This window comes from Marinomonas pontica (genome assembly GCF_026191375.1).
GTDB lineage: Bacteria > Pseudomonadota > Gammaproteobacteria > Pseudomonadales > Marinomonadaceae > Marinomonas > Marinomonas pontica.
In genome coordinates this window covers 1-25,440 of the sequence record NZ_JAODTL010000049.1, presented here as the reverse complement: position 1 = coordinate 25,440, position 25,440 = coordinate 1, and the positions used below count along the sequence as shown (strand labels likewise).

Genomic DNA, 25,440 nt, shown 5'->3' with positions numbered 1-25,440 from the left:
GGCGGAACGCAGCTTGCTTTCTTGCCCATTGGATAAAATCGCCGTCAACACGATCAGTAGTTCTCGCGCCTCAACGGTTTCAAATACGGAACCTTTATCACTCAAATACACGCTGGCAATACCACGTTGGCGTAACGCGTCTTTTAGGGCATTGGCTTGGCTAAAGTTGGTTACCAACAAGGCAACGTCTTTTGGTCGCACGCCTTGGCCATCAATGAGCGCCTGCCCTTGCTGACCTTCCAGTAAGATTTCATGGAGATGCGCCGCGCAGGATTCCGCCATGGTTTGACGATACTCTTTCGACGAAACTGGCTCGTCACTGCGTTGATACAAAAACTGTAGTGCGGCTTGTGTTTGACCTTGTCGAGAAAAGCCACTGGCAACGCCACGGTCCTGTACTTCCACGAAAGGAATTCCCGCTACTCGAAAGGGTTCCGCTTGCGTAGTAAAAAGTCCATTAACAGACTGAATCATGGCCGCAGAAGAACGATAATTGATCGCCAAAGAGTACACAGCGTCTACCCGTTTTTTTGCTGCCAGATAGGTATAAATATCCGCGCCACGAAAGGCATAAATTGCCTGTTTAGGGTCGCCGATCATGATCAAGCCTAGCGTATTTTGGTCCACTTGCGCTGACGCATAAATCGTCGAGAAAATCCGATATTGCACCGCATCCGTGTCTTGAAACTCATCGATCAGAGCAATGGGATAAAGGTGACGAATACGTTCGGCTAACTTGCCTGCTTCGTCTTGCGTTAGCGCCACATCGAGAGAAGTTAGCAAGTCTGTGAACGTCAGAGATTGTGTGCTGCGCTTCCAGCGCTTCATACGTTCTTGGGTTTGTTGCCAAAGTTGAGTCAGCAATACCGCTTTTAATCGCCCCGCATCAGGAAAGCTTTCCCGCAAAGACTGCACCAAGCCAAAAAATTCGTGCGCAGGCAAATCGCCGCCTTTGCTCAATCGGCTAGCGTGCTCATTGGTATCAAATTTTTCGAGGCTTTTGTCTAATTCAAAACGCGAGGAACGCGCCCATTGCGTCATAGCCTCAATATCTTTCGAGGGGTCTTTGCGCCAAAAAGTGCGCTTAATACCGCTGCGCTCAAGGGCATCAATAATATCTTGCGACTGACTCAACCACATGGCGCGCACCGCCGCCATGGTTTCTTGAGCCTGACTTAACGCACTTTCCCAGTCGTAATCTGGTACAGCGATTTTGGCGTCAGGCTGATTATTCAGTAAATATAAGTCTTTCAACAAGGCGTCTGGATTCGACCAAATTGGCTGAATCAAAGCCGCTTTGGTGTCGTCCATTGGATAAAACACACTACGCCAAACGTCTTTCACTGCCATAGACAATGGCGCCAGCTCGTCGGTCTCAATGGTTTGTTGGAACAACATGCGGCTTTCAAACGCATTCTGACTCAGCATGCGCTGACAAAAGCCATGAATAGTGAACACCGCCGCTTCGTCCATTTGCTTTTCGGCGTACAGTAATTTTTCAATGGCGCCAGCGCGTTGTTCGGCTGACATTTGCGCCATCCAATCCGCGAGAAATACATCGCCACTTTCGCCCTGCAATAAGGCTTTTCGCGCCACGCGTATGCGTCCACGAATACGGGCTTTTAGCTCGGCGGTGGCGGCTTCGGTAAAGGTCACCACCAAGATTTGATCCACTGTCAGCGGCTTGTCTAAATCTGCGTTATTTCCAGATAAAGACGGCCCAGTTGGCACCAGCAAGCGCAAATACAAGTTGGCAATAGTGTAGGTTTTCCCCGTGCCTGCACTGGCTTCGATTAGACGTTTGCCAAACAATGGGAAGGTTAAGGCGTTGAGCGGCTCAGGAATGAGAGTTTGTGGCTCTGCGGAATGACTCATTCCATCACCTCCAAATGACGATGCATGGGCAACCAAATTTGCTCACACAAGGCGACAAATTGTTCCTTTTGGCGATTTAAATCAGGGAAATAACGCTGCCAATAAGCATCGTCTACCTCACTGCGAGTAAAAGCACTGCTGTTGTCTTGGTAAGGCTTCAATGTTTGCTCCCAAGCGATATCCGCGTCTTCTTGCGCTTTGCTCGAACAATAGCTTTTACACCAGGCGTCAGCACTTTTGGCCGGTAAGGCAATCGGCTGACACAAGCCTTGCTGCAATAACGCCAGCATAGTGTTGAGATAGTCTTGAGCATCCTTCGGCGGGATAACAATAAAACTGTGCTGTAGCAATTTACCCGTTTTGCTCAGATTAATAAGATGATGCTGCTTGGGCGTACCTTGAGCACATAAAGCCAAATGCTCAATCCACGCCTGCATTTTTTGATGGGCGGATAAATCGCCAATGCGATAAGACAAGCGTGTCGTCGCCGTCGGCAAATCCAACCAAGCTTGCAAAACAATACTGCCAAGGGCCAAGTTCACTTCAATCGGTTCACATTCTTCTAATGCATAACCTTGCAACACAGAAAAAAGCTGCTGACATTGACCGCGACTCTGCTGCAAAGACAAGCGACCCAGCGCGCCATAAGGTAACGCGCCCATCAAAGATAAACGCTCGACAAACTGATCTTCATCGCCTTTTAGCATGGCTTGCAACAAACCTTCGCGCAGCTGATAACCCGCCAAGCCATCCAGTGCGAACGGTTCGTCTTCTTTCTCTTCCTCTTCTTGCAAGCTCAAATAGGCTTTTAATCGACGCTGGGTGAAGTAACGCGTCGGATGGCCAATAAAACGCGACAACTCATCAAGGGCAAGCTCTAACCTTGGCTGCTCCAAACCATCCAACGGTGAAAACTCGAAATGCTCATCATCCATAGGAACACTCAACAAAGCTGGCAACCATTGTTCGTCATAGCTGTACAAACGTTTATCAGATGCCTGCGAATTGACATCTAAAGACGGTTGAGACGAATAATACGCCGCGTTAAATGGCTGCAAAGGATGTTCAAGAATCAGTTTTTCTAACAAGGCTTTCTGTGCATCGTCTGGCGCTAATGCTTGATCGCCTTCAAACACACAACTTTGGCCGATGTATTCCAGCAATTCACTTACTAAGATAGACGGATTTTTCTCACTGTTGTCTTGAATACTGCGACCCACATAACTGATATAAAAACAATCTCGGGCAGACATTAGGGCTTCAAGGAACAAGTATTTATCGTCTTCTCGTCGGCTTCGGTCACCACTGCGATATTGCCCAACCATCAAGTCAAATCCCATCGGTGCAACACTGCGAGGGTAATCCCCTTCGTTTAAGCCCAATACACAAATCACTTTAAACGGCACAGACCGCATGGGCATCAAGGTACAAAAGTTCACTCGACCTGCTAAGAAGCGCTGACCGCCTTGAGATTCTTGCAACAAAGGCGACAACAACTGGCGGATAACTTGCTGATCCAACGGGGCGTCAAAATGCGCTTGTTGCCATTGCAGGGTCAAGGCGTCAAGCTGCTTAGTCAGTAAGACCTGAAAGGCATCGTCATCTTTCTAATAAGAAGAAACGCTCTGCCAAATAATACAGAGTCGAAATCCATTCTTTCGGCGCGAGGGATTCCATCAATTTCGATTGAGCATCATTAATAGCGACCAAAAATTCAGCCAGTTTACCGGCCACTGACGCTTCTAAGCCTTCCACATCACCGTAACTTAGCGTGCCTTCCCAAATATGGTCGTGACCCATGGCGTAACCCAGCAACATGCGACGCACGCCATTCAGCCAAGTATGGGATTCTTGTATTGGCAGATCATGTTGCTGCGCGGTTTTGCCATCTAGCCCCCAACGAATACCCACTTCTGTCGACCATTGGCGAATACGCTCTAATTCATCGGCGGTTAATTCAAAACGCGCCAACACCGCTGGGACTTCTAATACGCTGATCAATTCGGACAAGGTGAAACGACTTTCGCCTAAGCCAAGCAAATACAAATAGGCGTCAACAATTGGGTTTTCCATGCCGCCAGATTGGTCAATCAAGGCAAAGGGAATCTGCTTTGATCTTCCGAAAACAGCCTTAACAAACGGGCTGTAAGTATTCACATCGGGCAACATGACAATGACGTCTTTTGGCGTCAAACTCGGATCACTCTCGAACATCTGCAACAACTGATCATGCAAAACCTCCACTTCCCGTAACGGACTGTGGCAACGATGTACACGAATGCTTTGATCATCTGCCGCAACGGGATGCCGATAGTCAGCGTTGGCAATGCTGGCGTCTCGCTCTTGTTTCGAGCCATGATTTTCTAAAGTCAGCACATCTTGCTGAATCCATTGCAGCAAACCACTCGATTGCTCACGCAGATAATCTTCAAATACTTCTAGTTCGTTGTCAGCCATTTCTTGCAGCTGCGCAATGTAGTCTCGGCCTAAACGCCCCCAGCTGGCTAACAAAGGATTGGCGTCCAAATGCAAAGTATCGGTGCTCAATCCTGGCTTGAGGGTTTGGCGTTTTATTTCTCGACCTAAGTAATGCTTATCAACCACATCGCCCCAGTAAAAACGACAAGGGTTCTGTAAAAATAAATGCACATCAATCCAGCCAGAAGCGGCCAGAACGCGAAGAGATTCAAGGGTATTCGGCGGCAAAGAAGACACACCAAAAATAAAGATTCGCTCTGGCACGCCAACAGGTCGGGAAGACGATTGTGTGGCGTCATGCAAAGCTTCAATCAGATTACCTCGATGATAAAGCGAGGTTCCCTGCTGGCTGATATCGGTAACCAGATCACGCCACAAAATGGCTTGCCAAGGTTGCTGCTCAAAGATCGCTTTCAGTTTAGAATCTTGTGCTTCGCCACCTTCCCAAGATTTGATCCAATCTGGGCGATATACCAGATATTGATCGTAAATATCGGCAATGCTGCTGCATAACTGGAAGCGGCGGATTTGTGTGTCGTCTTCTTTAAGATACCAACTCAGCGCTTGAAATTCCGGTTCACCGAGACGAGTATCCAACAGGCGCATCAAACGCCACACTAAGAAAGGTTTGTTAAATTCGCTTTGCGAAGGAATATCGTCCAAGGTTTGCGCAAAGGTTTGCCAAACAAAGGTAGAAGGCAGAGGAAACACCAAACCTGCGGCAATGGAATGCGACTCAGCCAGAAACATCTTCAGCCATTGCGCCATACCGGGGTTTTGCACCAAAATGGATTCATCATCAAAGGGGTTTTCTGGTGGTGAAACAGCTAAAATTTTGGCAAGTAACACGGCTAAATCCTCTAGACGGTTACCTGTATAAAGTTGAAACATGCACGAATCCTAGGCTTCAAAAAGGATCTTAATAAAAATACCATTAAGCCTAACCTTGGATGCAACAAAAAAGAAGAACTGAATGATTTAATTAAAAGAGAAAAGGAAGTTGATTGGTGGAGCCTAGCGGGATCGAACCGCTGACCTGTTCGCTGCCAGCGAACCGCTCTCCCAGCTGAGCTAAGGCCCCACAAAACGCTAAGCGTTGGTGGACTGAATGTCCTGAGAAGATCAAAGATTATTTGAACGCGGTGAATTTTATGGATGCTTTTAATAGGTGTCAACCTTTTTGACAGACTATGAATTATTTTTTCCCAATAATTAAAAAGCATTTCACCACATTCCTCGTTGCCATAATCCAGAAAGGTATGTTTTGATACCCCCTATTTTGAAGAACTAGAACAACAACTAAAAAGCAATAAAAGAGAAGTATATGATCGAATTTCCAACGGTCTTAGATGATCTAATGATGGCTCAACAACCAATTTTGAAAAAATCAAAAGACATCTTTGGTTATGAGCTTTTATTCCGTGGAAAGGACGCCTTAAATGCCAATATTTCGGACGGAGAATCCGCGACCAGCCAAGTATTGGTTAACTTATGCATTGGCATAACCAAGCTAGAATCGCAACTAAGAAAGCCTTTTTTTGTCAATATGACAACCGATTTAATGCTGTCTGATGCCTTCTTCCCGATCGATCCAGATACCGTTTACATCGAAATCCTAGAAAGCCAACAGCTCACACCAGACTTCTTTGAGGCCTTAAAGAAATGGCGATCAGCAGGCTATCGCTTTGCACTAGACGATTATCAGTTTGACGCAAATTACGAAGCTTTATTACCGTGGATTTCAATTGTTAAAATAGATGTATTAGCGACTCCGCCAGAAAACTTCCTGGTTCAAATCGCCGAACTAAAAGCCCGAGGCTTAATCCTGCTCGCCGAGAAAGTCGAAAACGTCGAGATGTTCGAACTCTGCAAAAAAATTGGCTTTGACTTATTTCAAGGGTATTTCTTGCAACGACCAGAACTGATCAAGGGCAAGAAAATAGACTCCGCGACTCATGGCGCGATTGAATTGGTTAATGCCCTACAAGACAAAGACATTAGCATCGAAGCCATTACCGAGCTGGTGGGTAAAAATCCAAAACTGTCCTATCAACTATTACGAATTTTAAACAGCCCAGTCTGTGGCGTGTCCAAAACCGTTGTATCTATTAAAGAAGCGGTTATATTTTTAGGTTTAGTTCAACTTAAAAAGTGGGCATTGCTCATCACGCTCACGTCTTCCACTAACCAGCCTAAAGCCCTGTTAAAAATACTCCTCACTCGGGGTCGTTGCTGCCAACTACTGGCGCAAAGCAACCAGTCAGATTTAGCCGACACAGCGTTTATGGTCGGACTTATGTCAGGCATTGACGCAGTATTCAACGTTGAGAAATCCGTCGTGCTGGAACAAATCGCCCTAGATAAACATTCTAGGGCTGCCATTATGAGCCAAACCGGAGAATTAGGCAGCTATTTAAGCCAAACACTCAATTGCGAAGAACAAAACTGGGATGATATCCAATCCATGACCCCACAAAAAAGAACAACCTTAAACAGAGCATTTTTAGACGCGATGTTGTGGGCCGAGGAAGTCATGCTATCGATAAATTAAAAAAAACATTTATTTTTCACTTAAACGATTGACACTCTTAGAAAAAAACATAGAATACGTTTCACCTTTTTCAAGGCCAGTGTGGTGGAATTGGTAGACACGACGGATTCAAAATCCGTTGCCTTCGGGTGTGGCGGTTCGAGTCCGCCTACTGGTACCAACATTAAAAAAGCGCTTACTTCGGTAAGCGCTTTTTTTGCTCTCAATTTTCCTTCAGGTTAATAATCGTCAAATCCATGCAGCACATAATCTGGTAAATCTTCTTCTTTTGGGATCGGCGTCGATGCGCCACTCTCATCAATCGCAACAAACTTGAACATACCTTCCGTTACTTTTTCGCGCTGGCCAATTCGGCCGCGGCGAACCCATGCTTCCACTAGGATATTCATGGAAGTACGACCAACGGATTCAACCCTGGTATACACCCCCAAAATGTCGCCAACTTTTACAGGACGGATAAAACTCATCCCATCCAAGGCTACCGTCACCACACGAGACTGCGCGCGCTGCCCTGCACAAATCCCTGCCGCGATATCCATTTGAGACACAACCCAACCACCAAAAATATCACCCGCAGGATTAGTATCCCCCGGCATCGCCACCGTCCTAGTCGTAAGACGACCTTTTGCCTTTTCTTCTAATCCCGACATACCACACTCTCACCCAGTTTCGATCATTTACTTAAAAATGCACAATTCAAAAAATAATATCACAAGGCCGCAAAAACCCTTATATAGCGCAGCATAAAATGCCATTACTTTTCAGCTGACAACTCATAATGAATCGCCGTTCCTGTCACCTCTGCAGTTGGAAAAGAAAAGCTCGAACCAATTGATGTACCAACACCACCCGCACTGCTGACGGCAACTCCCACACCGGTGCCTAAACGCCGAAAAGACAACTGAGTAACATCGTCCAATATCACGCCATTCGCACCAATCTTGGCGGCTTGTTCTTTCAACTCTTGAACGGCTTTCTCTTTTCTGGACTCTTCCGTAAAGCCACCATCACTGGACGCCCTCACCGTGCCAATCACTTTATAGTCAAACGCAGGCGCCTCCTCAAAGATCGTCACCTGCTCCACCTCAAGCTCTGGCATCTGCTGCCCCGTCACGACGTGAGACCCAGTAGAACAGCCAAGCAACAGCACAGGTAACACCAATACAGACAAGCATTTAATAGAATTGATCATCACAGCACCTCACCTTAGAAGCTTAAATAATAACAGTCTTACACAAAGACCACGAAAGCAGATTGATAAAAGTATGAATATTCCACCAAAAGACAAACCAATAAACCCAGCCTCGTCTATGATCTAATCATAGAGGCCAAAAAAGCAAAGCAACAAAAGAGAAGTAAGAGGCACACCATGAACGAAATCATTGAAAAAGACATCACTTGCCCATACTGCGGCGAGAGCATTGAAGTCATTATTGAAACTCTGGACGAAAGCCAAGAATACATAGAAGACTGCCAAGTCTGCTGCCGGCCGATCACCTTCAACATCGACACAGCCTTCGACGGCTCAACCTCGGTGTCGGTTCACTCAGAAAATGAAACTTTCTAAAAACACGAAGCAACATGAAAATTGACAAAAAGAGAAAAACAAAAGGTACTTTAAAGGAGTAAATCAGAAGAGAGTTTATAAATTTCAGGCATAAAAAAAGGCACCATAAATGGTGCCCGGGACCGGAATCGAACCGGTACGCTCGTTAAAGCGCAAGATTTTAAGTCTTGTGTGTCTACCAATTTCACCACCCGGGCATATCTGACATTGGAGGCCGGAGTCGGAATCGAACCGGCGTTCACGGAGTTGCAGTCCGCTGCATGACCACTCTGCCATCCGGCCTTCTATCAGATTATCTTTTGAATGGAGCGGGAAACGAGGCTCGAACTCGCGACCCCAACCTTGGCAAGGTTGTGCTCTACCACTGAGCTATTCCCGCGTCTCAAAAGACGGTGCCTATTCTATGTATTTGAGCTTTCACGTCAAGGAAAAAATCCAAATAAATAACTAACTTAGGCACTTTTTTCAAATCTGTTTAGTTTTTGTTCGACTCTTTGGACATGAGTTCTGGCCATGCGGCTTTTAGATAAATGTACATAGACCAAAGCGTTAATAAGGCCGCAGCAATTAATACCACCTCACCAATATGAGCCACCAGCGTGTCTGGACGGCTTCCTAGTAATATAAAAATCGCTAACATTTGCATGGTGGTTTTTAGCTTACCAATATAGGACACGGCAACACTGGCACGCTTACCCATTTCCGCCATCCATTCACGCAAGGCCGAAATAACGATCTCTCGCCCTACAATAACGGCACTGGCTAACGTCAACAACGGGTTGGCGTAACTCGCGACCAGCAAAACCAAAGCAATCGACACCATCAGCTTATCCGCCACAGGGTCAAAAAAAGCACCGAAGGCTGAGGTTTGATTTAACTTTCTCGCCAAGTACCCATCCAACCAATCTGTGATGGCCGCCAACGCAAAAATAACAGCACAAGTATGGTAACGCCCTTCCCATGGCAAATAGTAAATTACAACCAAAACAGGGATCATAAAAATCCGCACGGAAGTCAATATATTCGGTATGTTCATCTTATTCCTAATAATTACGCCAAGTGCACCAACACTCAGCCAAGCTTAACTTTTATGAAGGTAGAGATAAATTTCTTCGGCCTTTTTCGCACTAATGCCTTTCACTTTAGCAATGTCTTCCTGACTGGCTGACAGCAACTCTTGATAGCCACCAAAGGCCGTCAACAACTCTTTACGACGATTCGGCCCAATACCCGGAATGTCTTCCAATACTGAATGACGACGTTTTTTATCTCGTCTACGTCTATGGCTCTTTACAGCAAAGCGATGCGCTTCATCCCGTATGTGCTGAATCAAATGCAACGCCGCAGAATCTGGTGGCAATACCACTTCGTCTTCTTTCGAACCAATGTACAAGGTTTCTAGACCCGGCTTACGGGTATCGCCTTTTGCGACCCCCAGTAAAAAAATATTCACCAGTCCCAATTCTTTTAGTACATTTTCCGCTTGCGTTAGCTGACCTTTACCACCGTCAATCAATAACACATCAGGTGCTTCTAACTCGCCACTTTTGACACGCTTATAACGACGCGTCAGGGCTTGTTTCATGGCACCATAGTCATCACCCGGTTCAACACCTTCAATGTTAAATGATCGATAGCGTTTTTTATCTGGTCCGTCAGGCCCGAATACCACACATGAAGCCACCGTTGCCTCACCACTGGAATGACTAATATCAAAACACTCCATGTGTTTAGGCGCTTCAGGAAAACCCAATAGTTTTTGCAGCGCTGTAATACGACTAAAATGATTGCGTTTATCTGACAAACGCGCCTGCAAACCCTGCTCCGCATTCAACTTTGCCAAATCCAGCCAACGAGCTCGCTGACCTCTGACATTGCTTAGCACTTCTATTTTTTTCTGCGTGGTTTCAAAAATACCTTCCACCAGCGCATCACTGTCTTCTAGTTCATGACTAATGATAAGCGTCTTAGGTAACTCTTGAATACCACCCAGATAAAATTGCGCAATAAAAGACGATAATAACTCGCCTTCACTGATTTCGATCGGCATTTTAGGGTAGTGACTTTTACTGCCAACGACTTTACCTTTGCGCACCATCATCACATGCACACACAAACCGCCGGGCTGAATAATAGACGCAAGCACATCAGCGTCTCCCGTTTGTCCGTATACATGCTGTTGTTCTTGAATGTGTTTCAGCTGAATAATTTGATCGCGCAATTCAGCGGCTCGCTCAAACTCCATGTCTGCGGCGGCCGCGCTCATTTGAGCAGTGATTTCAGCCGTCAGTTCTTGGTCTTTCCCTTGTAAAAACATACGCGCGTGACGCACGTCTAAATCATATTGCTCGTCACTGATCAGACCCACACAAGGCCCAGAGCAACGTTTAATCTGATACTGCAAACATGGGCGGGAGCGATTCGAGTAGGTGCTGTCTTCACACTGACGCACTTTAAACACCTTCTGCATGGTGTTTAAACTCTCTTTAACTGCACTGCCACTTGGAAAAGGACCGTAAAGCGTTCCCTTATCCGTTTTATCGCCACGACGAAACAATAAGGCTGGGTGTGGGTGGTTCGACAACAGAATGTAAGGGTAGGATTTATCGTCGCGCAAAAGAATGTTATACGGAGGACGATGTTGCTTAATCAGCGTTTGCTCCAAAAGCAAAGCTTCTGTTTCGCTTTTGGTTACTGCAATTTCTATGGTGTGAATACGACTTACCAAGGCCATGGTTTTCGTCGTCAATCCGGTGACGCGAAAGTAGCTCGCGACACGATTTTTAAGATTCTTTGCCTTACCCACATAAAGCAACTCACCCTTCACGTCGTACATGCGATAAACGCCCGGACGTGTGGTTAGATTGCTAACAAAATGCTTTGGATCAAATTCTGAATGGCTCAAACAAACCTCGTTCTTCGCCTACCCCATACCAAGCACATTATAACGGATGGCCAAATGAATCAGCTCAACGTCACTATCAATACTTAATTTGGAAAAAATTCGAGTACGGTATGTACTCACTGTTTTAGGGCTCACATTAAGTAGCTCGGCGATTTCATTGGATTTTTTACAATCGATGATCATCTGAGCAACCTGCAATTCTCGATCAGACAACTGCCCTAGAGGCGAGCCTTCGCCATCTATTGAAAATTTAGACAGCGCCATTCGCTGGGCAACGCTTTTAGAAATATAATGCTCACCTTTGGAGACAGCCTCTAATGCTTCTAAAATCTCTGAGGTTTTTGTCCCTTTTGTCAAATAACCTGATGCGCCAGCTTCAAGCAATTTCACTGGGTACAAATTGTCTTCTAACGCCGACAACGCGATGATTTTAATTCTAGGGAAGAGACGTTTAATTTCTTTTGTTGCTCCCAATCCACCAATGCCCGGCATATGGACATCCATCAGCACAATATCCGGTTGCAGCGTCTTACTTTGCACTATGGCATCTTCACCACAATGCACAACCCCAACCACATCCACACCATTTACATCCTGTAAAACACGACTAATACCTTGGCTAACCACATCATGGTCGTCAACAATCAATACCTTTAACATAACAACCTCACCAAACTGTCCTATATATTGTGTCGACCTCACCTTAATAAGGTGAGGTCTCGCACACAGCATCCTGCTATTTACCAAATTATGTTATATAACAAACAGAAAGACACCCCATTATTCTGGCAAAGTGTCTTTGTAACCCATTTTTTGCAATGCTTGCTGACTCATTTCTCGATATCGAATACGCACACCCGTGCCATGAGTCTTTTGAGTGTAATAAAGTAAGGGCACTATTTGCTCTTCTTCTACGCCTAACTCAGCCGCAATTCTGCTCGCCAAGCCCTTTACGTTAAGCGTCTGCTTATCTTCGATCATAATAACCTTCGGAATCACTAAGCGTTCACCCGCAATAACACGGTCGACCACTTTTAAGTAGCTTTGCTCAAACAACGGCCAGCTAACTCGCTCTTCTTCCGATTTTAATTTGTACCAACCGGTGTCTGACCCCGCAAAAAACACCGCGGGATGACTCCATTTATATTGCAAAGGATCCGTTCGACAAGCACAAGCCTCAAGATAGGCAGTACGAGGATCCGCTAAGCCATACGCTTTGTAGGCGGTATTAATTAACTTTAAAAAATCCGCAATGGTTGGCGGCCAAGCGTGGACTTCTTTGGTTCGCTCAACGGCGTAGGCTAACAAAGGCTCTTGAAAGCCTTTTAGAGCAATCGCCCACTCTCGTTTTGCTAATTTCACTTCATCTGTGGTGCTGTATGCCGAGGCAAATTTGTGCGTATAAATCGCCTTAAAACGAGCAAACAGCATATTTACTAAAACACGAGTTTGTTGCTCAGCCTCCGTCGGCCCCGACTCTCGCGCCGCGCCATACTCACCAGTCTGTGTCGTGGATGTTGTTGAGGGCGTCGCTAACCTGTTCTCTAGAGGTTTTAGTAAATTTTGAACTGCCTGAGGTTCCTTCATATGAAGACCTATCCGATTGTTTGTATTGCCACTGACGTTTTACGTATTTAAAAAATTCGCTGTTCCAAGTTCTCACGTTTTTGCGCTGTTCTTTGATTCTGAGTAAGAACTCAGTCTGCAAAGACAACGCAAATTCACGGGCGATACCCGCTTGCCCTATTTGCTCTAATGTTGCCTCTTCAGGCTGCCACTGATCTGGCTGTCGAGCACGCTCTTTCTGTTCTAAATATAAATCGAAGTCCGTCACGCCGCGACGGTCATTCACAACCGGGGGCGAAAATGGCGCATCGTATTGTCGAGCAGGCTGTTTCGCAGGGTAACTTTTTGGCTGAGGGGTAAACTCTTCCGGTTTCTCCCGAGACGCTTTATGAAGACGATCCATCTTGCTCATTAATGAATCTTCTTTTGCCGTTATCTCTGGTGCAGGCGATACCGCTTGCGCCACTTTTTGAGAGGACGCCAATTGAATTTCGATCACTTCTTCCTGACGCTGAAAACTTAATAGCTGACTAATTTGCAAATTCGCCAATAAACGCATCAACATCGGCACTGTCCAGAACGGCAGTTGAGCACTCAGCCGGCTCATTTCAACACGCAATAGCGTTGAGTTAGCGAGGTACACCTGCTGCTTTAGAAAAGTCAGCAATACGGTTTCCTCTAAGCCTATCTGAGCCGCCATTGAAAATGATATCGGTAATGAATAGTCGTTATCCAACATAAATCTCGCTTCGCATAATTAGCACAACAGTTTATCAAAAGCCTTACCCATAAGCACGACAACCTTCATGCAAAGCATTCATATTTGACAAGGCATCTAGGCAACTTTGACAGCATTCAAAAACCCACCTATGCTGAAACTACAGCAACATTGATTTCAATTTACCTGTCGTCTTTTTTAATTTGAACTCTGTTGTCTGCCCTGCGAACGTTACTCTGGAGGCAAGTAGTATGCACACTACCAAAATTTCTGGACACCATATCGACGTCACCCCAGCAATCAAAGACCATATTAATGAAAAGCTTGAAAAAGTATCCAAGCTGACAGACCAAATAACTTCCGTTAATGTCACCCTATTAAAAGACAACAAATACCAAAAAGCAGAAGCCAGCCTACATCTTCCTGGCAAAGATATTTTTGCGGCGGCGTCTTCTGAGGATCGACTTTTTCACGCCATAGACGACATGGTTGACAAACTGGTACGACAAATAGACAAGCATAAAACCAAACAAAGCAGCAGCGTCCACAAAACATTGGAGCCCCATTAAACACCAAACTAAAAACACCAAACCAAACTGAGTCACAGTTTGACTTAAAAACACCGATCAATGCGGTGTTTTTTAGTATTTGGGGTTTAATAAACAATCTAACTTGAAGTTTGGAACTTTCGCACGCATATTAAGTCTATTGATAGTCTTAAACCCTAAAGGAGTTAACTCATGCGTTACACAGAAGCCCTTTCGACACATACGTCACAAGCGGCAAATAAAACGCTCCGCAATACTTACGGACTGTTGTCGCTTACCCTATTGTTCAGCGCCTTCACTGCGGGCATGAGCATGGCTTTCAACTTACCCCATCCTGGTCTAATTATTACTCTAGTAGGCTTTTATGGTTTGCTTTTCCTAACACACAAATTTAAAAACAGCGCCGCTGGTATTCTGTGTGTATTTGCTTTGACTGGCTTCATGGGCCTTACCCTTGGCCCCATCCTAAGCGCTTATATGAACATGGCAAACGGTGCGAGCTTAATCATGAGCGCTCTAGGCATTACTGGCCTATCGTTCCTAGGCTTGTCTGCTTACGCATTGGTTTCAAAGAAAGACTTCAGTTTCCTTAATGGATTCATCACGGTTGGCTTCTTTGTTTTGTTATTTGCTGTGATCGCTGGGATTTTCGTTAAAATGCCAGCATTACAAATCTTTATCTCAGCGGGTTTTGCGCTTTTCTCTGCGGCAGTTATTTTGCTGCAAACCAGTGAAATCGTCCGCGGTGGTGAAACAAACTACATTATGGCGACCGTCAACTTGTATGTTTCACTGTACAATATGTTCCTAAGTGTATTATCACTTTTGGGTATGTCTCGCGACTAATCGCAACGTACCTCACTATAAAAGGCCGCTGACTGCGGCCTTTTTTGTGTGTAAACTTCACAAAATAACTTACAAAACAAAATAACTTTCAAAGTCCGTTCAAAGGTTAGATTGCAATGCAATACACGCTGCTCATCACAGGCTCACCTTATCAAAGCAAAGCCTGCCACTCTGCGCTTCGCTTTATAAAAGCCGCCGTCTCCAAATACCCAAATAGCATAAAAGGGGTGTTCTTTTATGAAGACGCTGTGCTTGTTGGCAGCCAAATAGCACAACCACCAAGAGATGAGATCAACCTCACCAAAGAATGGCAAGACATCGCTGAGCAGCAAAACATCCCTCTCTATTTGTGCATTGCCGCGGCCGTAAGACGCGGTATCATCAACGAAAATGAAAGTCGTCGTTATGCGCTGGAGCAACACACTTTGGCAAAAAACTTCCAGCTTGAAGGATTAGGAACACTTGTTGATCTAATGAACACCACCCATAAAATCATTCAGTTTAGGTAATCCATGAAACACACTCTCATTCACCTAAACGCCAGCCCTTATACAAGCCTAGCCTGTAAAGAAGGTTTAGACCTTGCTCTGGTTCTGGCCACGTTCGAGCAACCTGTCGATTTATGCCTTTCTGGCGCGGCGGTAGCAATTTTGTCCGACAACCAACAGCCAACACCAGAACACGGTAAAAATCTACATAAGCTGTTAGCTGGTCTGGAGTTTTACGACATTGAAAACGTCTACATAGAAAAAGCCAACGCACAACTTGAATCCAATACAACTTGGCAAGGCGTGCAGCCGCTTGATGAAGTCGAGTGGCAAACGATGTTTTCACAATACCAACAGGTTTTCCGGTTTTAATTATGCGACTACACCAAATAAATCAACTCGATTACCCTGCAACACTCGAGGCAACGTGGCAAAACAGCGTGCAAGCTGGCGATCAAATACTACTTATTGAAGAAGGCTTTTTAAGAACCATTCAGCAGACTAGCCTGATACAAACACTCATAAACGCGAAGCAAGCTGAGCTATATTATCTAAAAAGTGACGCAGCAGCCTACGGCCTATCACCAAAGCTAGGCATCGCCCTCTCCGATGAAGAATGGGTCGAGTTAACCTTTAGCGCAGAATCAAACATTAGTTGGTAGTCGATATGACAGAAAAGACGTTAGTTTTAGACGAAGAAGGTTATTTGCTTAATCTACAAGATTGGACACCAGAGCTTGCTAATCAATTGGCGCAAGAAGTTGACATTGAGTTAACGGACGCACATTGGGAAATTATTCATTTATTACGAGAATTCTATCAAGAGTTCGAAGTATCCCCTGCCATGCGCCCATTAGTCAAAGCGGTATCAAAAAAACTCGGCGCCGAAAAAGGTCGAAGCATATATTTAATGACGCTTTTTCCCGGTAGCCCGCCGAAATTGGCCGCCAAAATTGCAGGGCTTCCCAAGCCCGCAAATTGCTTATAAATAAGACAACAAACCATGTAGGTCGGCCTTTAGGTCGTCAAAAGCAGGATCACACCAAACCAGAACCTTTGACGCGCTAAAGCACGACCTACAACACCACTAAATGACATCTCGCCACAACTAATACTTTCCGTACCATTCTAGTTTTTCCTGCAGCGAGACAACTTCACCAATAATCAATAAGGCAGGCGATTTGGCTTCGTTCACCACGGACACGTCATAAACATCTTGAATCGTGGAGGTAAAAACGCGCTGCTCCTTTGTCGTGCCTTTTTCAACAATAGCCACAGGCATAGACGGCTTCATACCAAAGCGAATCAAGGACTGACTAATATCTTTAAGGCCAGTTAAGCCCATGTAAATCACCAAGGTTTGTGCAGGATGAACCAACTCTTCCCAAGGCAATTCCGTCGTTCCGTCCTTCAAATGCCCCGTCAGAAAGCGCACAGATTGCGCGTAATCTCGGTGTGTTAACGGAATACCCGCGTACGCTGCGCACCCAGCGGCTGCAGTAACACCAGGAACGACCTCAAAAGGTACCCCCTCTTCAATAAGCTCTTCTAATTCTTCGCCCCCGCGACCGAATATAAATGGATCGCCCCCTTTCAGGCGCACCACCATACGGCCTTCTTTTGCTTTGGCCGCGAGCAAACTGTTTATTTCTTCCTGTGGAAGGCTGTGCATAGACTTCGCCTTCCCTACGTACATTTTTTCTGCTGACTCAGGAATGAGCTCAATAATTTCTTTGCCAACCAAGCGATCGTATAAAACCACATCGGCCATTTTTAGCAAACGATGTGCCTTTAACGTCAACAACTCAGGATCACCTGGACCCGCACCAATCAAATAGACCTTGCCCGTCATAATGTCAAATATCCACTCATACAAAAAAAGCCTCCTTTGAGGCTTTTTTATTAGAAAATGTAGCTTACGCTTTTTTCAAAACCGTCTTACCGCCCATATAAGGCACTAGGACATCAGGAACACGCACACTACCGTCTGCATTTTGGTAGTTTTCAAGCACTGCCACCAATGTACGACCTACTGCCAATCCAGAACCATTCAAAGTATGTGCCAATTCAGGTCGGCCAGTTTCAGGATTACGCCAGCGCGCCTGCATACGACGAGCCTGGAAGTCCCACATATTTGAACAAGATGAGATTTCACGGTATTTGCCTTGGCCTGGTAGCCAAACTTCAATGTCGTAGGTCTTATGGGCAGAAAAACCAAGATCACCGCCACACAAGATCACAGTTCGGTAAGGAAGCTCCAACTTCTTCAAAATAACTTCCGCATGACCAACAAGCTCTTCAAGCACTGCTTCAGAGCGGTCTGGACGACACACATGCACCAATTCTACTTTTTCAAACTGATGTTGACGAATCATGCCGCGAGTATCTCGTCCGTAGCTGCCGGCTTCACTGCGGAAACAAGGCGTATGAGCCACGAATTTTTTGTGCAAATCAGCGTCATTTAAAATCTCATCACGCACTAAATTGGTTACAGGCACTTCGGCTGTTGGAATCAGGTAAAGATCGTTATTTCCACTTTCTTTGTCCACTGGCACTTTGAACAAATCGGCTTCGAACTTAGGAAGCTGGCCTGTCCCTTTCAAAGAATGGGAGTTAACTAAATAAGGAACATACACTTCAGAATACCCATGTAAATCCACATGAGTATTAATCATGAATTGCGTTAGAGCACGATGTAGGCGTGCTAAGTCAGAGTGCATCACAGCAAAGCGAGAGCCAGTAATTTTAACTGCCGCTTCGAAATCCAGCATTTCCATCGCTTCACCAAGATCAACATGGTCTTTTGGCTCGAAATCAAACGCTTTAGGCGTTCCCCAACGACGAACTTCAACGTTATCGTCTTCTGACTTACCCTCAGGCACAGAAGCATGAGGCAAGTTTGGAATGCCTTCTAACAAGCTTTCTAGCTCTTCTTGAACTTGAGTCAACTGTGTTTTAGCCGCTTCAAGGTCATCACCCAGCGTTGCGGTTTGTGCTTTTAGCTCAGCCGCTTTGTCTTTGTCGCCAGACTTCATAGCCTGACCGATGTCTTTGGATACCGAATTTCGGGCTTGTTGCAACTGCTCCGTTTCTATTTGAATGGCTTTACGACGCTCTTCCAAGGAAGAAAAAGTCGCCACATCCAACTCATAGCCTTTCTTTTTAAGTTGAGCCGCAATGGCTTCTGGGTCAGCGCGTAATGCTTTAATGTCTAACATCGGTGCAACAATATCCTTCAAACAATGTATAAAAATAAATAAGGGCGTTTTCTGCCAGTCACTTGTACAGGCAATTTTAACCAACAGCAAAAAACATCAGAACAAACGGGTCACCGTCATACCGACAGCCAAACCCAACACCCCCAAAATGCAGCTCAATAATAAATAGCTTATGGCACTTAGCCAAGCCTGCATATTAATAAGCGCGACAATTTCTAACGAAAATGTCGAAAAAGTCGTAAATGCGCCCAAAAAACCCACCATAACCAAGGGGCGATAGGGTTCTAACGATGGCATACGCTCACTAATCACGACGAAAGCAACCCCCATTAATACGCAGCCAAGAACATTTACTAGCATCGTGGCAAAAGGGAAATGGTGATGCCAGTAAGAATTAATACACTTTGTCATGCCATAGCGACTTAGCGCGCCAAACGCGCCGCCCATAGCAATCATGAAATACATCATATTGTGTTCCTGTGGAGAAATAAGAAACTAGTCAGATAAAGGGTTGTAACGCTGCAACGGACTTTGATCATCCAAATCGGACAACCAAGCCAACTTATCATTAATTTTTTTCTCTAAGCCACGGTCTGTCGGCTCATAATAACGCATACTAGCCAACTCTTCTGGTAGGTAGTTTTCACCTGCGGCGTACGCATGCGCTTCATTATGCGCATAGCGATACTCGTCGCCATGCCCCATACTTTTTGCTAGCGACGTTGGCGCATTGCGCAAATGCACTGGCACCTCATAACTTGGCTGCGCGGCCACATCCGTCATCGCCTGATTAAATGCCTTATAAACCGCATTACTTTTAGGCGCGCACGCCATATAAACAGCCGCTTGAGCAATCGCACGATTACCCTCTCCTGGCCCAACTCGCTCAAAGACATCCCACGCGTTCAAGCCAATTTGCAACGCCCGCGGATCGGCATTGCCAATATCTTCTGAGGCAATCGCCAACAGACGACGCGCGATATACAAAGGGTCACACCCTCCATCAAGCATTCTGGCCATCCAGTACAAAGCACCGTCCGGTGAGGAACCACGAACCGACTTATGAAAGGCAGAAATCTGATCATAAAAAACATCGCCTTTACGATCAAAACGACGTACGCTGCCACCCAAAACATCTTCTAGTTGCTCCTGGGTTACCTTGCTACCGGGCTCTACCAAATCAGACAAAATCTCAAGGAAGTTCAGCCCTCGACGAATGTCACCATCTGCCGCTTGAGCCAATACAGACAAAAAATACTCGTCTATCTGAAAGCCATTATTCGTATCGTCAAGATTGAGCAGCGCTCGCTGCAACGCCAACATCACCTCGTCGGCGCTGGGTGTTTTTAGTCGGTACACCCGCGCTCTTGATAACAGAGCAGAATTCAATTCAAAGGCGGGATTCTCCGTCGTCGCACCAATGAATAAAAACGTACCATCTTCAATAAACGGCAAAAAAGCATCTTGTTGAGATTTATTAAAACGATGCACTTCATCAACGAATAAGACCGTCTGGACACCATTCATTTGGCGCAGGTTTTTCGCCTGATCCACCGCCGCACGAATGTCTTTCACCCCCGACATAACCGCCGAGATCTCAATAAATTGCGCATCCAATGCATGAGACAACAACTGCGCAAACGTTGTTTTACCAACGCCAGGCGGCCCCCATAAGATGAAAGAGTGACAATGACCCGTTTCAACCATGCGTCTTAAAGGCTTTCCAGGGCCAACAAGATGTGACTGACCAATATAATCATCCAAACTCACAGGACGCATTCTGGCCGCTAACGGCTGGTACCCTCCTGTTGAGATGTCTGAAAACAGGTCTCTCATTACTGACCTTCTACAATAACATCGACATTGGCTGGCAAATCCAATACAAAATTCTCTTTTGCCACGCCATCATGCGTTTCAACATTTTTAAATTCAATGACCGTGGTTTGGCCAAGCGCATCCACAATGCTCATTGCACTGATCACCTCGTCACGAAAAGACAAGGTCAAAGCTTGGAACAACTCTTGGTCTTCTTTTGGTTGCAAACGAAATTTCTCTTGCCCCAGCATCGCCACAGTATAGTGAGGTAAAACCTCGGCAGCGGGTCTGCCCAATAATGCCGCAGGAGAGTTGCCTATTGCGCCAGAAAGCGGCTTTTTGGTTGCCTGCTCTAAATCCACATCCCAGACAGTAATGTAGTTCCCGTCAGAAATAATGCGCTGTGAAAATGGTGTCACACTGTCCCAGACAAACTGATTGGGTTTCGCCAAAAGAAAAATTCCTTCACTGGCTTGAAGTTGCTTCCCCTTTTCATCGTAAGTCACCTGACGAAATTCGCCTTCAATATTGCGGTTCATTTCCAATAAACGCTCTATTGAATCCGAGGCGCTGTCTTGAGCTTGCGCTGTCATTGCTTGAATACACACCATAAAACCAATAACCGCAACGCCAACTATTTTTTTAACCAAAATACTTCTCCAAAAATACACAAACAAAGGCCTTAAAAATTTTACGCTAACCTTTACTCTGGAATTAAAATATCTCTTTGCCCATTGGTGCCCATTGGGCCAACCAATCCAGCCGCTTCCATGGCTTCTACGAGATTAGCCGCCCTGTTGTACCCTATTTTTAATCGACGTTGTATAGAAGAGATAGAAGCTTTACGCGTTTCAATGACTATTTTCACCGCTTCGTCATAAAGTGCGTCTTTATCTTCACTGTCGTCACCTGACATTAAGTCTTCTGGATTCACCACAACATCGTTTATGTATTCTGGCTCCCCACGCTGTTTCCATTCCTCAACCACAGCGTGCACTTCATCATCGGAAACAAAAGCGCCATGAACCCTGATAGGAGTTGGCAAACCGGAAGGAAGGTACAACATATCCCCCATGCCCAATAACTGATCGGCTCCACCTTGATCAAGAATCGTTCTAGAGTCAATTTTAGAGGACACTTGAAACGCCATACGCGTGGGGATATTGGCTTTAATCAGACCAGTAATAACGTCCACCGATGGGCGCTGAGTCGCCAGAATCAAATGAATGCCCGCTGCTCGCGCTTTTTGCGCAATTCGAGCAATCAACTCTTCGACTTTTTTACCAACGATCATCATCATGTCAGCAAATTCATCAACGATGATCACAATGTAAGGCAGTGGCTCTAGATGCGGAACCGTTCGAGCGACACCGTCTTCTGAAAACATCGCCATCTCAGGCTGCCACAGTGGATCCTCTATGGGTTTACCCGCATCCATCGCATCACGTACTTTTTTGTTGTAACCCGCAATGTTGCGCACACCGAGCTTCGACATCAACTTATATCGGCGCTCCATTTCATCTACCGACCAACGCAAACCGTTTGCCGCGTCTTTCATGTCTGTAATAACGGGCGTCAAAAGGTGAGGAATGCCTTCATAAATTGACAATTCCAGCATTTTTGGGTCAACCATGATCATACGAACTTCGTCTGGCGTTGACTTCAATAACATGCTTAAAATCATTGCATTCACACCAACAGATTTACCAGAACCCGTTGTCCCCGCCACCAAGACATGGGGCATTTTGGCCAAATCGACCACCACAGGCTCTCCAGAAATGTCATGGCCAAGAGACAAAGTTAGAGGGGATGAAGACCGATCATAGGCATCACAATTTATGACCTCAGAAAAATACACCGTGTCCCGTACCTGATTGGGGATTTCAATGCCGATAGTGGATTTACCCGCAATGACTTCAACCACACGCACACTCATAACACTTAAAGAACGGGCAAGGTCTTTTGCTAAATTCGTGATTCTGGATACTTTCACACCCGGTGCTGGCTGAATTTCAAAACGCGTTATAACTGGGCCTGGGTTTACCTCAACCACTTCGGCTTTCACACCAAAATCCTGTAAACGTTGTTCCAATAATTCCGACAGCGCCAGCAGCTCATCTTCAGAGTAACCGCCCTGCTTTGGCTTTGGTTTCGTCAACACGGCACGATCTGGCAGGGAGTAACCCTTCTCTGCTGGCTGTTTAATACTCTCTGATGCCACAGGCCCAGAAAGAGAATCCAACTGCTTGGCTTCCGATAGCGTTCGAAACGCTGGCTTATGTGCAGGAGGAATAACAAAAGGTGAATCATCTTCAAACAACATGGCATCCGCTTGCTCTTTAGAAACAGTAGATGAAGGCATTTGGATCTCGAGAAGGTTCTTGATCTGTAGCTGAATTATCAGTCACTGGCGAGGCGCTATCCGCCGCAGTGTTTGGTTTAGATTTTGGCGTATCCCAAGACTCTTCGATGTAAAGTGTATCACCAAAGTTTACCTCATCATCTAGAGACAGCTCATCCAGACCACCAAACTCAGGTTCTTCATGGAGTCGGTTCGACGACGCCTCCGTCACAGCATCTTTCGACGATTTGTTATTTGATTTAGACAATAAAGACAAAAAGCCAAATCGAGACTTTTTACCTTCCTGCGTATCCACATCATTGGAATCATCCAACCCAATACGGTCCGCCTGTTTCGTTTCAGCCGTGTCTTTTTTAGCTAAACGCCTTTTTCTGACGATGGCAGGTTCTTCAATAATATCATCAACAGCCTCATCTAAATCCGCATTTTGCTGATGTCTCAATTCTTGTCGAGCTGACCATTTTTGTCGAACATGCATCGTAAACGCAAATGCCTTTTCACCCAATCCATCCATCAGGCTTAACCAATGCAGTTGCGCCAACAAAGTAAAAGACAACACAACCAGCGCGAGACTGACTAACGTTGCTCCGTCATAACCAATAAAGCCATATAACACAAGCCCAAGGCCACGCCCTAATATTCCACCCGTACCATACTGGAGGGTAGGTTCACCAACCGTATGCAAAAAACACAACACAGAACCAAAAGACAAATACAGAATACTGCCAATAGTACATAACAACGCATTATTAAGTGGCAGCAGGGAATGCGGGTTACGCCATATAATAATGGCAACCCAAAAAAACAAAGGAGGCAATGAATAAAATAAAGAACCGAAAAAGCCAGAGGCGAGATCAGCAATAATAGCGCCAATGGGCCCCATCGAATTTTGAATAGCCGCACCACTGCCAGAATAAAACCAACCAGCATCATTGGGGCTGTAGGTATAGGTCGCTAACCCGAAAAAGAACAAACACAAAAGCGCAGCAATAAACGCCGCCTGTTTAGCAAACATATCCCAAATTGGTGATCGTACCGACTCACTCATTTTTTCTGACAAAACGCGCCTTCCTATTTTATGCTAATCCAAACAAACCACGCTCCATTCTGCGGAGTCATAAGTTGGCTAAGCTTACCATAAAAAAAGCCAACCCAAAGGGCTGGCTTTCGCTTTAACTCGTAAAGGTATTCTCATTTTTCAGAGAAGACCTTTAGGGAATCGCTTAGAAGTTTGCTTTAACACCAACTTTAGTAAGCCCAGAGCCTAGGTCACCTGCGTAGTTTTTCACGTAATAAACTAGGTCGCCCATAGCGTATTCACCAACGAAGTAAGTACCGTTGTTTTCAGCTTCCATATCGCTTGAGTATTCAAGAGTCAAGGTCAACGCTTCAGACGCTGCAAACGCAATAGATGCAGTCATAAGTTCAACATCGGTATCGCCAGTTGCGCCAGATGCACCTGAGCCGTAGTTCAAAGAAACAGTCGCTGGACCAGCAACAGTTTGAACACCAACGTTAACAGCGTTAGCATCGCCTACTGCACCACCAGAGATACCCGCTTTGAAGCCACCAAAATCTGCAACGTAAGATGCAGCAAAGCCGATTTCACCATCTTCTGTACCAGAAGCTGCAGTTGCTTCAAGAGCTACTGTTAGCTCTGGAGAAACCTTGTAACGGATACCAGTGCTATCAGTATCACCAGAAGTACTTAGATCAACACCACCGTAGTACTCATCCATACCCATGAAAGAGCCAGTCGCTACAGTACCGTCGAAGCGACCGAAAGAAACTGCACCTTGTTTTACGTACAATTTCTCAAGACCGATATCTACGCCTTCACCAGCTTCAGCAGTACCGCCGTTAGTTGCAAATTCAAGTTCAGCGTAAACAATACCAGTATCAATTTGAAGCTCTAGTTCACCTTCATTTGTACCACTAAGTTCGCTAGTGCCATTATCATTAGTTACATATTCAATGCCAGCATTACCAGTGATGATTGCATCAGCAGCAAAAGTAGCAGTAGAAACGGCAGCAGCAACAGCAGATACCGCAAACACAGAAGCAAGTTTAATCGCTTTCATTCAAGATTCCCCTTTATATTATATTATGTGGTCTTGTAGACCTTTTGACTGATTTTCGTCTAACCAAGAAACGTTGTTAAATCAACGACTCGTGTATCTTAAAACCGATCAGTTTCACTTTTGTGACAATTGCCAAAAAAGCAAATTATCTGTAGTTCCCAACACCGTATTCAATGATCTTTTCGAACTACCGTTTAGGACTGCATCGATTAAAACCAAGTTTTCCATTACTGGTCAAGCACTCCTTGCACTTTTTTTCTCTTTTTTTTCATTTTGCCCCCTTTTTTGAGTGAAAAACACTCAACCAGGACATCAAAGAACAAAAAAATCGATTTTTCATGCACAATGTAACGAATTAAGCATAACATTGTGTCAACAAGTCGCAAGTCGAATACCTTTTCTTCCTTACTTTTCATATCGGT

At 45.4% G+C, this 25,440-nt stretch carries 24 protein-coding genes, 5 tRNA genes and 2 pseudogenes; 9 read left to right on the top strand and 22 right to left on the bottom strand.

Annotated elements, in window-relative coordinates; genetic code table 11:
- Positions 1-579: 579 nt before the first annotated feature.
- The 4 genes and pseudogenes from N5P32_RS13405 to N5P32_RS13390 all read right to left on the bottom strand — a co-directional run.
- Positions 580-1,875: pseudogene (locus N5P32_RS13405) on the bottom strand (UvrD-helicase domain-containing protein); the annotation flags it as partial.
- Positions 1,872-3,434 (bottom strand): exodeoxyribonuclease V subunit gamma, encoded by a 1,563-nt coding sequence (locus N5P32_RS13400; protein WP_265729538.1) that lies wholly within the window; start codon positions 3,432-3,434, stop codon positions 1,872-1,874. The pseudogene N5P32_RS13405 and the gene N5P32_RS13400, both read right to left, overlap by 4 nt.
- Positions 3,435-3,474: 40 nt before the next feature.
- On the bottom strand, positions 3,475-5,244 hold the full coding sequence (recC, locus tag N5P32_RS13395) for an exodeoxyribonuclease V subunit gamma (protein WP_265729537.1): 1,770 nt from the start codon (positions 5,242-5,244) through the stop codon (positions 3,475-3,477).
- 114 nt (positions 5,245-5,358) lie between these two features.
- Positions 5,359-5,434 (bottom strand) — tRNA-Ala (locus tag N5P32_RS13390).
- Positions 5,435-5,677: 243 nt separating this feature from the next.
- Here N5P32_RS13390 and N5P32_RS13385 point away from each other — a divergent pair.
- Together N5P32_RS13385 and N5P32_RS13380 are read left to right on the top strand one after the other, a co-directional pair.
- Positions 5,678-6,904, top strand: a complete 1,227-nt coding sequence (locus N5P32_RS13385) for an EAL and HDOD domain-containing protein (RefSeq protein ID WP_265729536.1) — start codon at positions 5,678-5,680, stop codon at positions 6,902-6,904.
- A 75-nt stretch (positions 6,905-6,979) separates the two neighbouring features.
- A tRNA-Leu gene (locus N5P32_RS13380) sits at positions 6,980-7,064 on the top strand.
- A gap of 58 nt (positions 7,065-7,122) precedes the next feature.
- Here the strand turns inward: N5P32_RS13380 and N5P32_RS13375 are convergent.
- On the bottom strand, positions 7,123-7,554 hold the full coding sequence (locus tag N5P32_RS13375) for an acyl-CoA thioesterase (RefSeq protein WP_265729535.1): 432 nt from the start codon (positions 7,552-7,554) through the stop codon (positions 7,123-7,125).
- Positions 7,555-7,658: 104 nt separating this feature from the next.
- Positions 7,659-8,096, bottom strand: a complete 438-nt coding sequence (locus N5P32_RS13370; protein WP_265729534.1) for a DUF4156 domain-containing protein — start codon at positions 8,094-8,096, stop codon at positions 7,659-7,661.
- A gap of 177 nt (positions 8,097-8,273) precedes the next feature.
- Between N5P32_RS13370 and N5P32_RS13365 the strand changes: the two genes are divergently transcribed.
- On the top strand, positions 8,274-8,471 hold the full coding sequence (locus N5P32_RS13365) for a CPXCG motif-containing cysteine-rich protein (protein WP_265729533.1): 198 nt from the start codon (positions 8,274-8,276) through the stop codon (positions 8,469-8,471).
- Positions 8,472-8,581: 110 nt separating this feature from the next.
- Here N5P32_RS13365 and N5P32_RS13360 read toward each other — a convergent pair.
- The 8 genes from N5P32_RS13360 to N5P32_RS13325 form a co-directional block, all read right to left on the bottom strand.
- Positions 8,582-8,668: transfer RNA gene (locus tag N5P32_RS13360), tRNA-Leu, on the bottom strand.
- An 11-nt stretch (positions 8,669-8,679) separates the two neighbouring features.
- A tRNA-Cys gene (locus N5P32_RS13355) sits at positions 8,680-8,753 on the bottom strand.
- A 22-nt stretch (positions 8,754-8,775) separates the two neighbouring features.
- Positions 8,776-8,850 (bottom strand) — tRNA-Gly (locus tag N5P32_RS13350).
- Positions 8,851-8,946: 96 nt separating this feature from the next.
- Positions 8,947-9,507, bottom strand: a complete 561-nt coding sequence (gene pgsA, locus N5P32_RS13345; RefSeq protein ID WP_265729532.1) for a CDP-diacylglycerol--glycerol-3-phosphate 3-phosphatidyltransferase — start codon at positions 9,505-9,507, stop codon at positions 8,947-8,949.
- Between the two features lie 45 nt (positions 9,508-9,552).
- On the bottom strand, positions 9,553-11,376 hold the full coding sequence (gene uvrC, locus N5P32_RS13340) for an excinuclease ABC subunit UvrC (protein WP_265729531.1): 1,824 nt from the start codon (positions 11,374-11,376) through the stop codon (positions 9,553-9,555).
- Between the two features lie 18 nt (positions 11,377-11,394).
- Complete coding sequence (locus tag N5P32_RS13335; RefSeq protein WP_265729530.1) at positions 11,395-12,036, bottom strand: response regulator; 642 nt, start codon at positions 12,034-12,036, stop codon at positions 11,395-11,397.
- A 120-nt stretch (positions 12,037-12,156) separates the two neighbouring features.
- On the bottom strand, positions 12,157-12,807 hold the full coding sequence (locus N5P32_RS13330; RefSeq protein ID WP_265729529.1) for a replication protein P: 651 nt from the start codon (positions 12,805-12,807) through the stop codon (positions 12,157-12,159).
- 64 nt (positions 12,808-12,871) lie between these two features.
- The gene (locus tag N5P32_RS13325; RefSeq protein WP_265729528.1) at positions 12,872-13,681 is read right to left on the bottom strand and encodes a DnaT-like ssDNA-binding domain-containing protein; all 810 of its coding nucleotides are present in this window, start codon (positions 13,679-13,681) and stop codon (positions 12,872-12,874) included.
- Between the two features lie 230 nt (positions 13,682-13,911).
- Between N5P32_RS13325 and hpf the strand changes: the two genes are divergently transcribed.
- The 6 genes from hpf to N5P32_RS13295 all read left to right on the top strand — a co-directional run bounded on the left by hpf (position 13,912) and on the right by N5P32_RS13295 (position 16,530).
- The gene (hpf, locus tag N5P32_RS13320) at positions 13,912-14,229 is read left to right on the top strand and encodes a ribosome hibernation-promoting factor, HPF/YfiA family (RefSeq protein WP_265729527.1); all 318 of its coding nucleotides are present in this window, start codon (positions 13,912-13,914) and stop codon (positions 14,227-14,229) included.
- A gap of 171 nt (positions 14,230-14,400) precedes the next feature.
- Positions 14,401-15,054: a Bax inhibitor-1/YccA family protein gene (locus N5P32_RS13315; protein ID WP_265729526.1), complete on the top strand. Its 654-nt coding sequence runs from the start codon at positions 14,401-14,403 to the stop codon at positions 15,052-15,054.
- Between the two features lie 116 nt (positions 15,055-15,170).
- On the top strand, positions 15,171-15,563 hold the full coding sequence (gene tusD / locus N5P32_RS13310) for a sulfurtransferase complex subunit TusD (RefSeq protein WP_265729525.1): 393 nt from the start codon (positions 15,171-15,173) through the stop codon (positions 15,561-15,563).
- A 3-nt stretch (positions 15,564-15,566) separates the two neighbouring features.
- On the top strand, positions 15,567-15,914 hold the full coding sequence (locus N5P32_RS13305) for a DsrE family protein (RefSeq protein ID WP_265729524.1): 348 nt from the start codon (positions 15,567-15,569) through the stop codon (positions 15,912-15,914).
- A gap of 2 nt (positions 15,915-15,916) precedes the next feature.
- Complete coding sequence (locus N5P32_RS13300; RefSeq protein ID WP_265729523.1) at positions 15,917-16,204, top strand: DsrH/TusB family sulfur metabolism protein; 288 nt, start codon at positions 15,917-15,919, stop codon at positions 16,202-16,204.
- A 5-nt stretch (positions 16,205-16,209) separates the two neighbouring features.
- A complete protein-coding gene (locus tag N5P32_RS13295) occupies positions 16,210-16,530 on the top strand; it encodes a TusE/DsrC/DsvC family sulfur relay protein (protein ID WP_265729522.1) in 321 nt (106 codons plus the stop codon).
- A gap of 120 nt (positions 16,531-16,650) precedes the next feature.
- On the opposite strand, the gene cobA is transcribed toward N5P32_RS13295, so the two are convergent.
- From cobA to N5P32_RS13250, 8 genes and pseudogenes are all read right to left on the bottom strand, one after another.
- Complete coding sequence (gene cobA, locus N5P32_RS13290) at positions 16,651-17,418, bottom strand: uroporphyrinogen-III C-methyltransferase (RefSeq protein ID WP_265729521.1); 768 nt, start codon at positions 17,416-17,418, stop codon at positions 16,651-16,653.
- Positions 17,419-17,458: 40 nt separating this feature from the next.
- The gene (gene serS / locus N5P32_RS13285; protein WP_265729520.1) at positions 17,459-18,760 is read right to left on the bottom strand and encodes a serine--tRNA ligase; all 1,302 of its coding nucleotides are present in this window, start codon (positions 18,758-18,760) and stop codon (positions 17,459-17,461) included.
- Positions 18,761-18,856: 96 nt separating this feature from the next.
- Positions 18,857-19,228: a fluoride efflux transporter CrcB gene (gene crcB, locus N5P32_RS13280; RefSeq protein WP_265729519.1), complete on the bottom strand. Its 372-nt coding sequence runs from the start codon at positions 19,226-19,228 to the stop codon at positions 18,857-18,859.
- Positions 19,229-19,255: 27 nt separating this feature from the next.
- Positions 19,256-20,596, bottom strand: coding sequence for a replication-associated recombination protein A (locus N5P32_RS13275; protein WP_265729518.1), 1,341 nt, complete (start codon positions 20,594-20,596; stop codon positions 19,256-19,258).
- Positions 20,596-21,225, bottom strand: a complete 630-nt coding sequence (gene lolA / locus N5P32_RS13270; protein WP_265729517.1) for an outer membrane lipoprotein chaperone LolA — start codon at positions 21,223-21,225, stop codon at positions 20,596-20,598. The genes N5P32_RS13275 and lolA overlap by 1 nt, the downstream gene beginning before the upstream one ends.
- A 53-nt stretch (positions 21,226-21,278) precedes the next feature.
- Positions 21,279-23,985: pseudogene (locus N5P32_RS18285) on the bottom strand (DNA translocase FtsK).
- A gap of 175 nt (positions 23,986-24,160) precedes the next feature.
- Positions 24,161-25,018: a hypothetical protein gene (locus N5P32_RS13255; protein WP_265729515.1), complete on the bottom strand. Its 858-nt coding sequence runs from the start codon at positions 25,016-25,018 to the stop codon at positions 24,161-24,163.
- 227 nt (positions 25,019-25,245) lie between these two features.
- The coding region (locus tag N5P32_RS13250) for a hypothetical protein (protein ID WP_265729514.1) at positions 25,246-25,440 on the bottom strand (195 nt) is incomplete at its 5' end.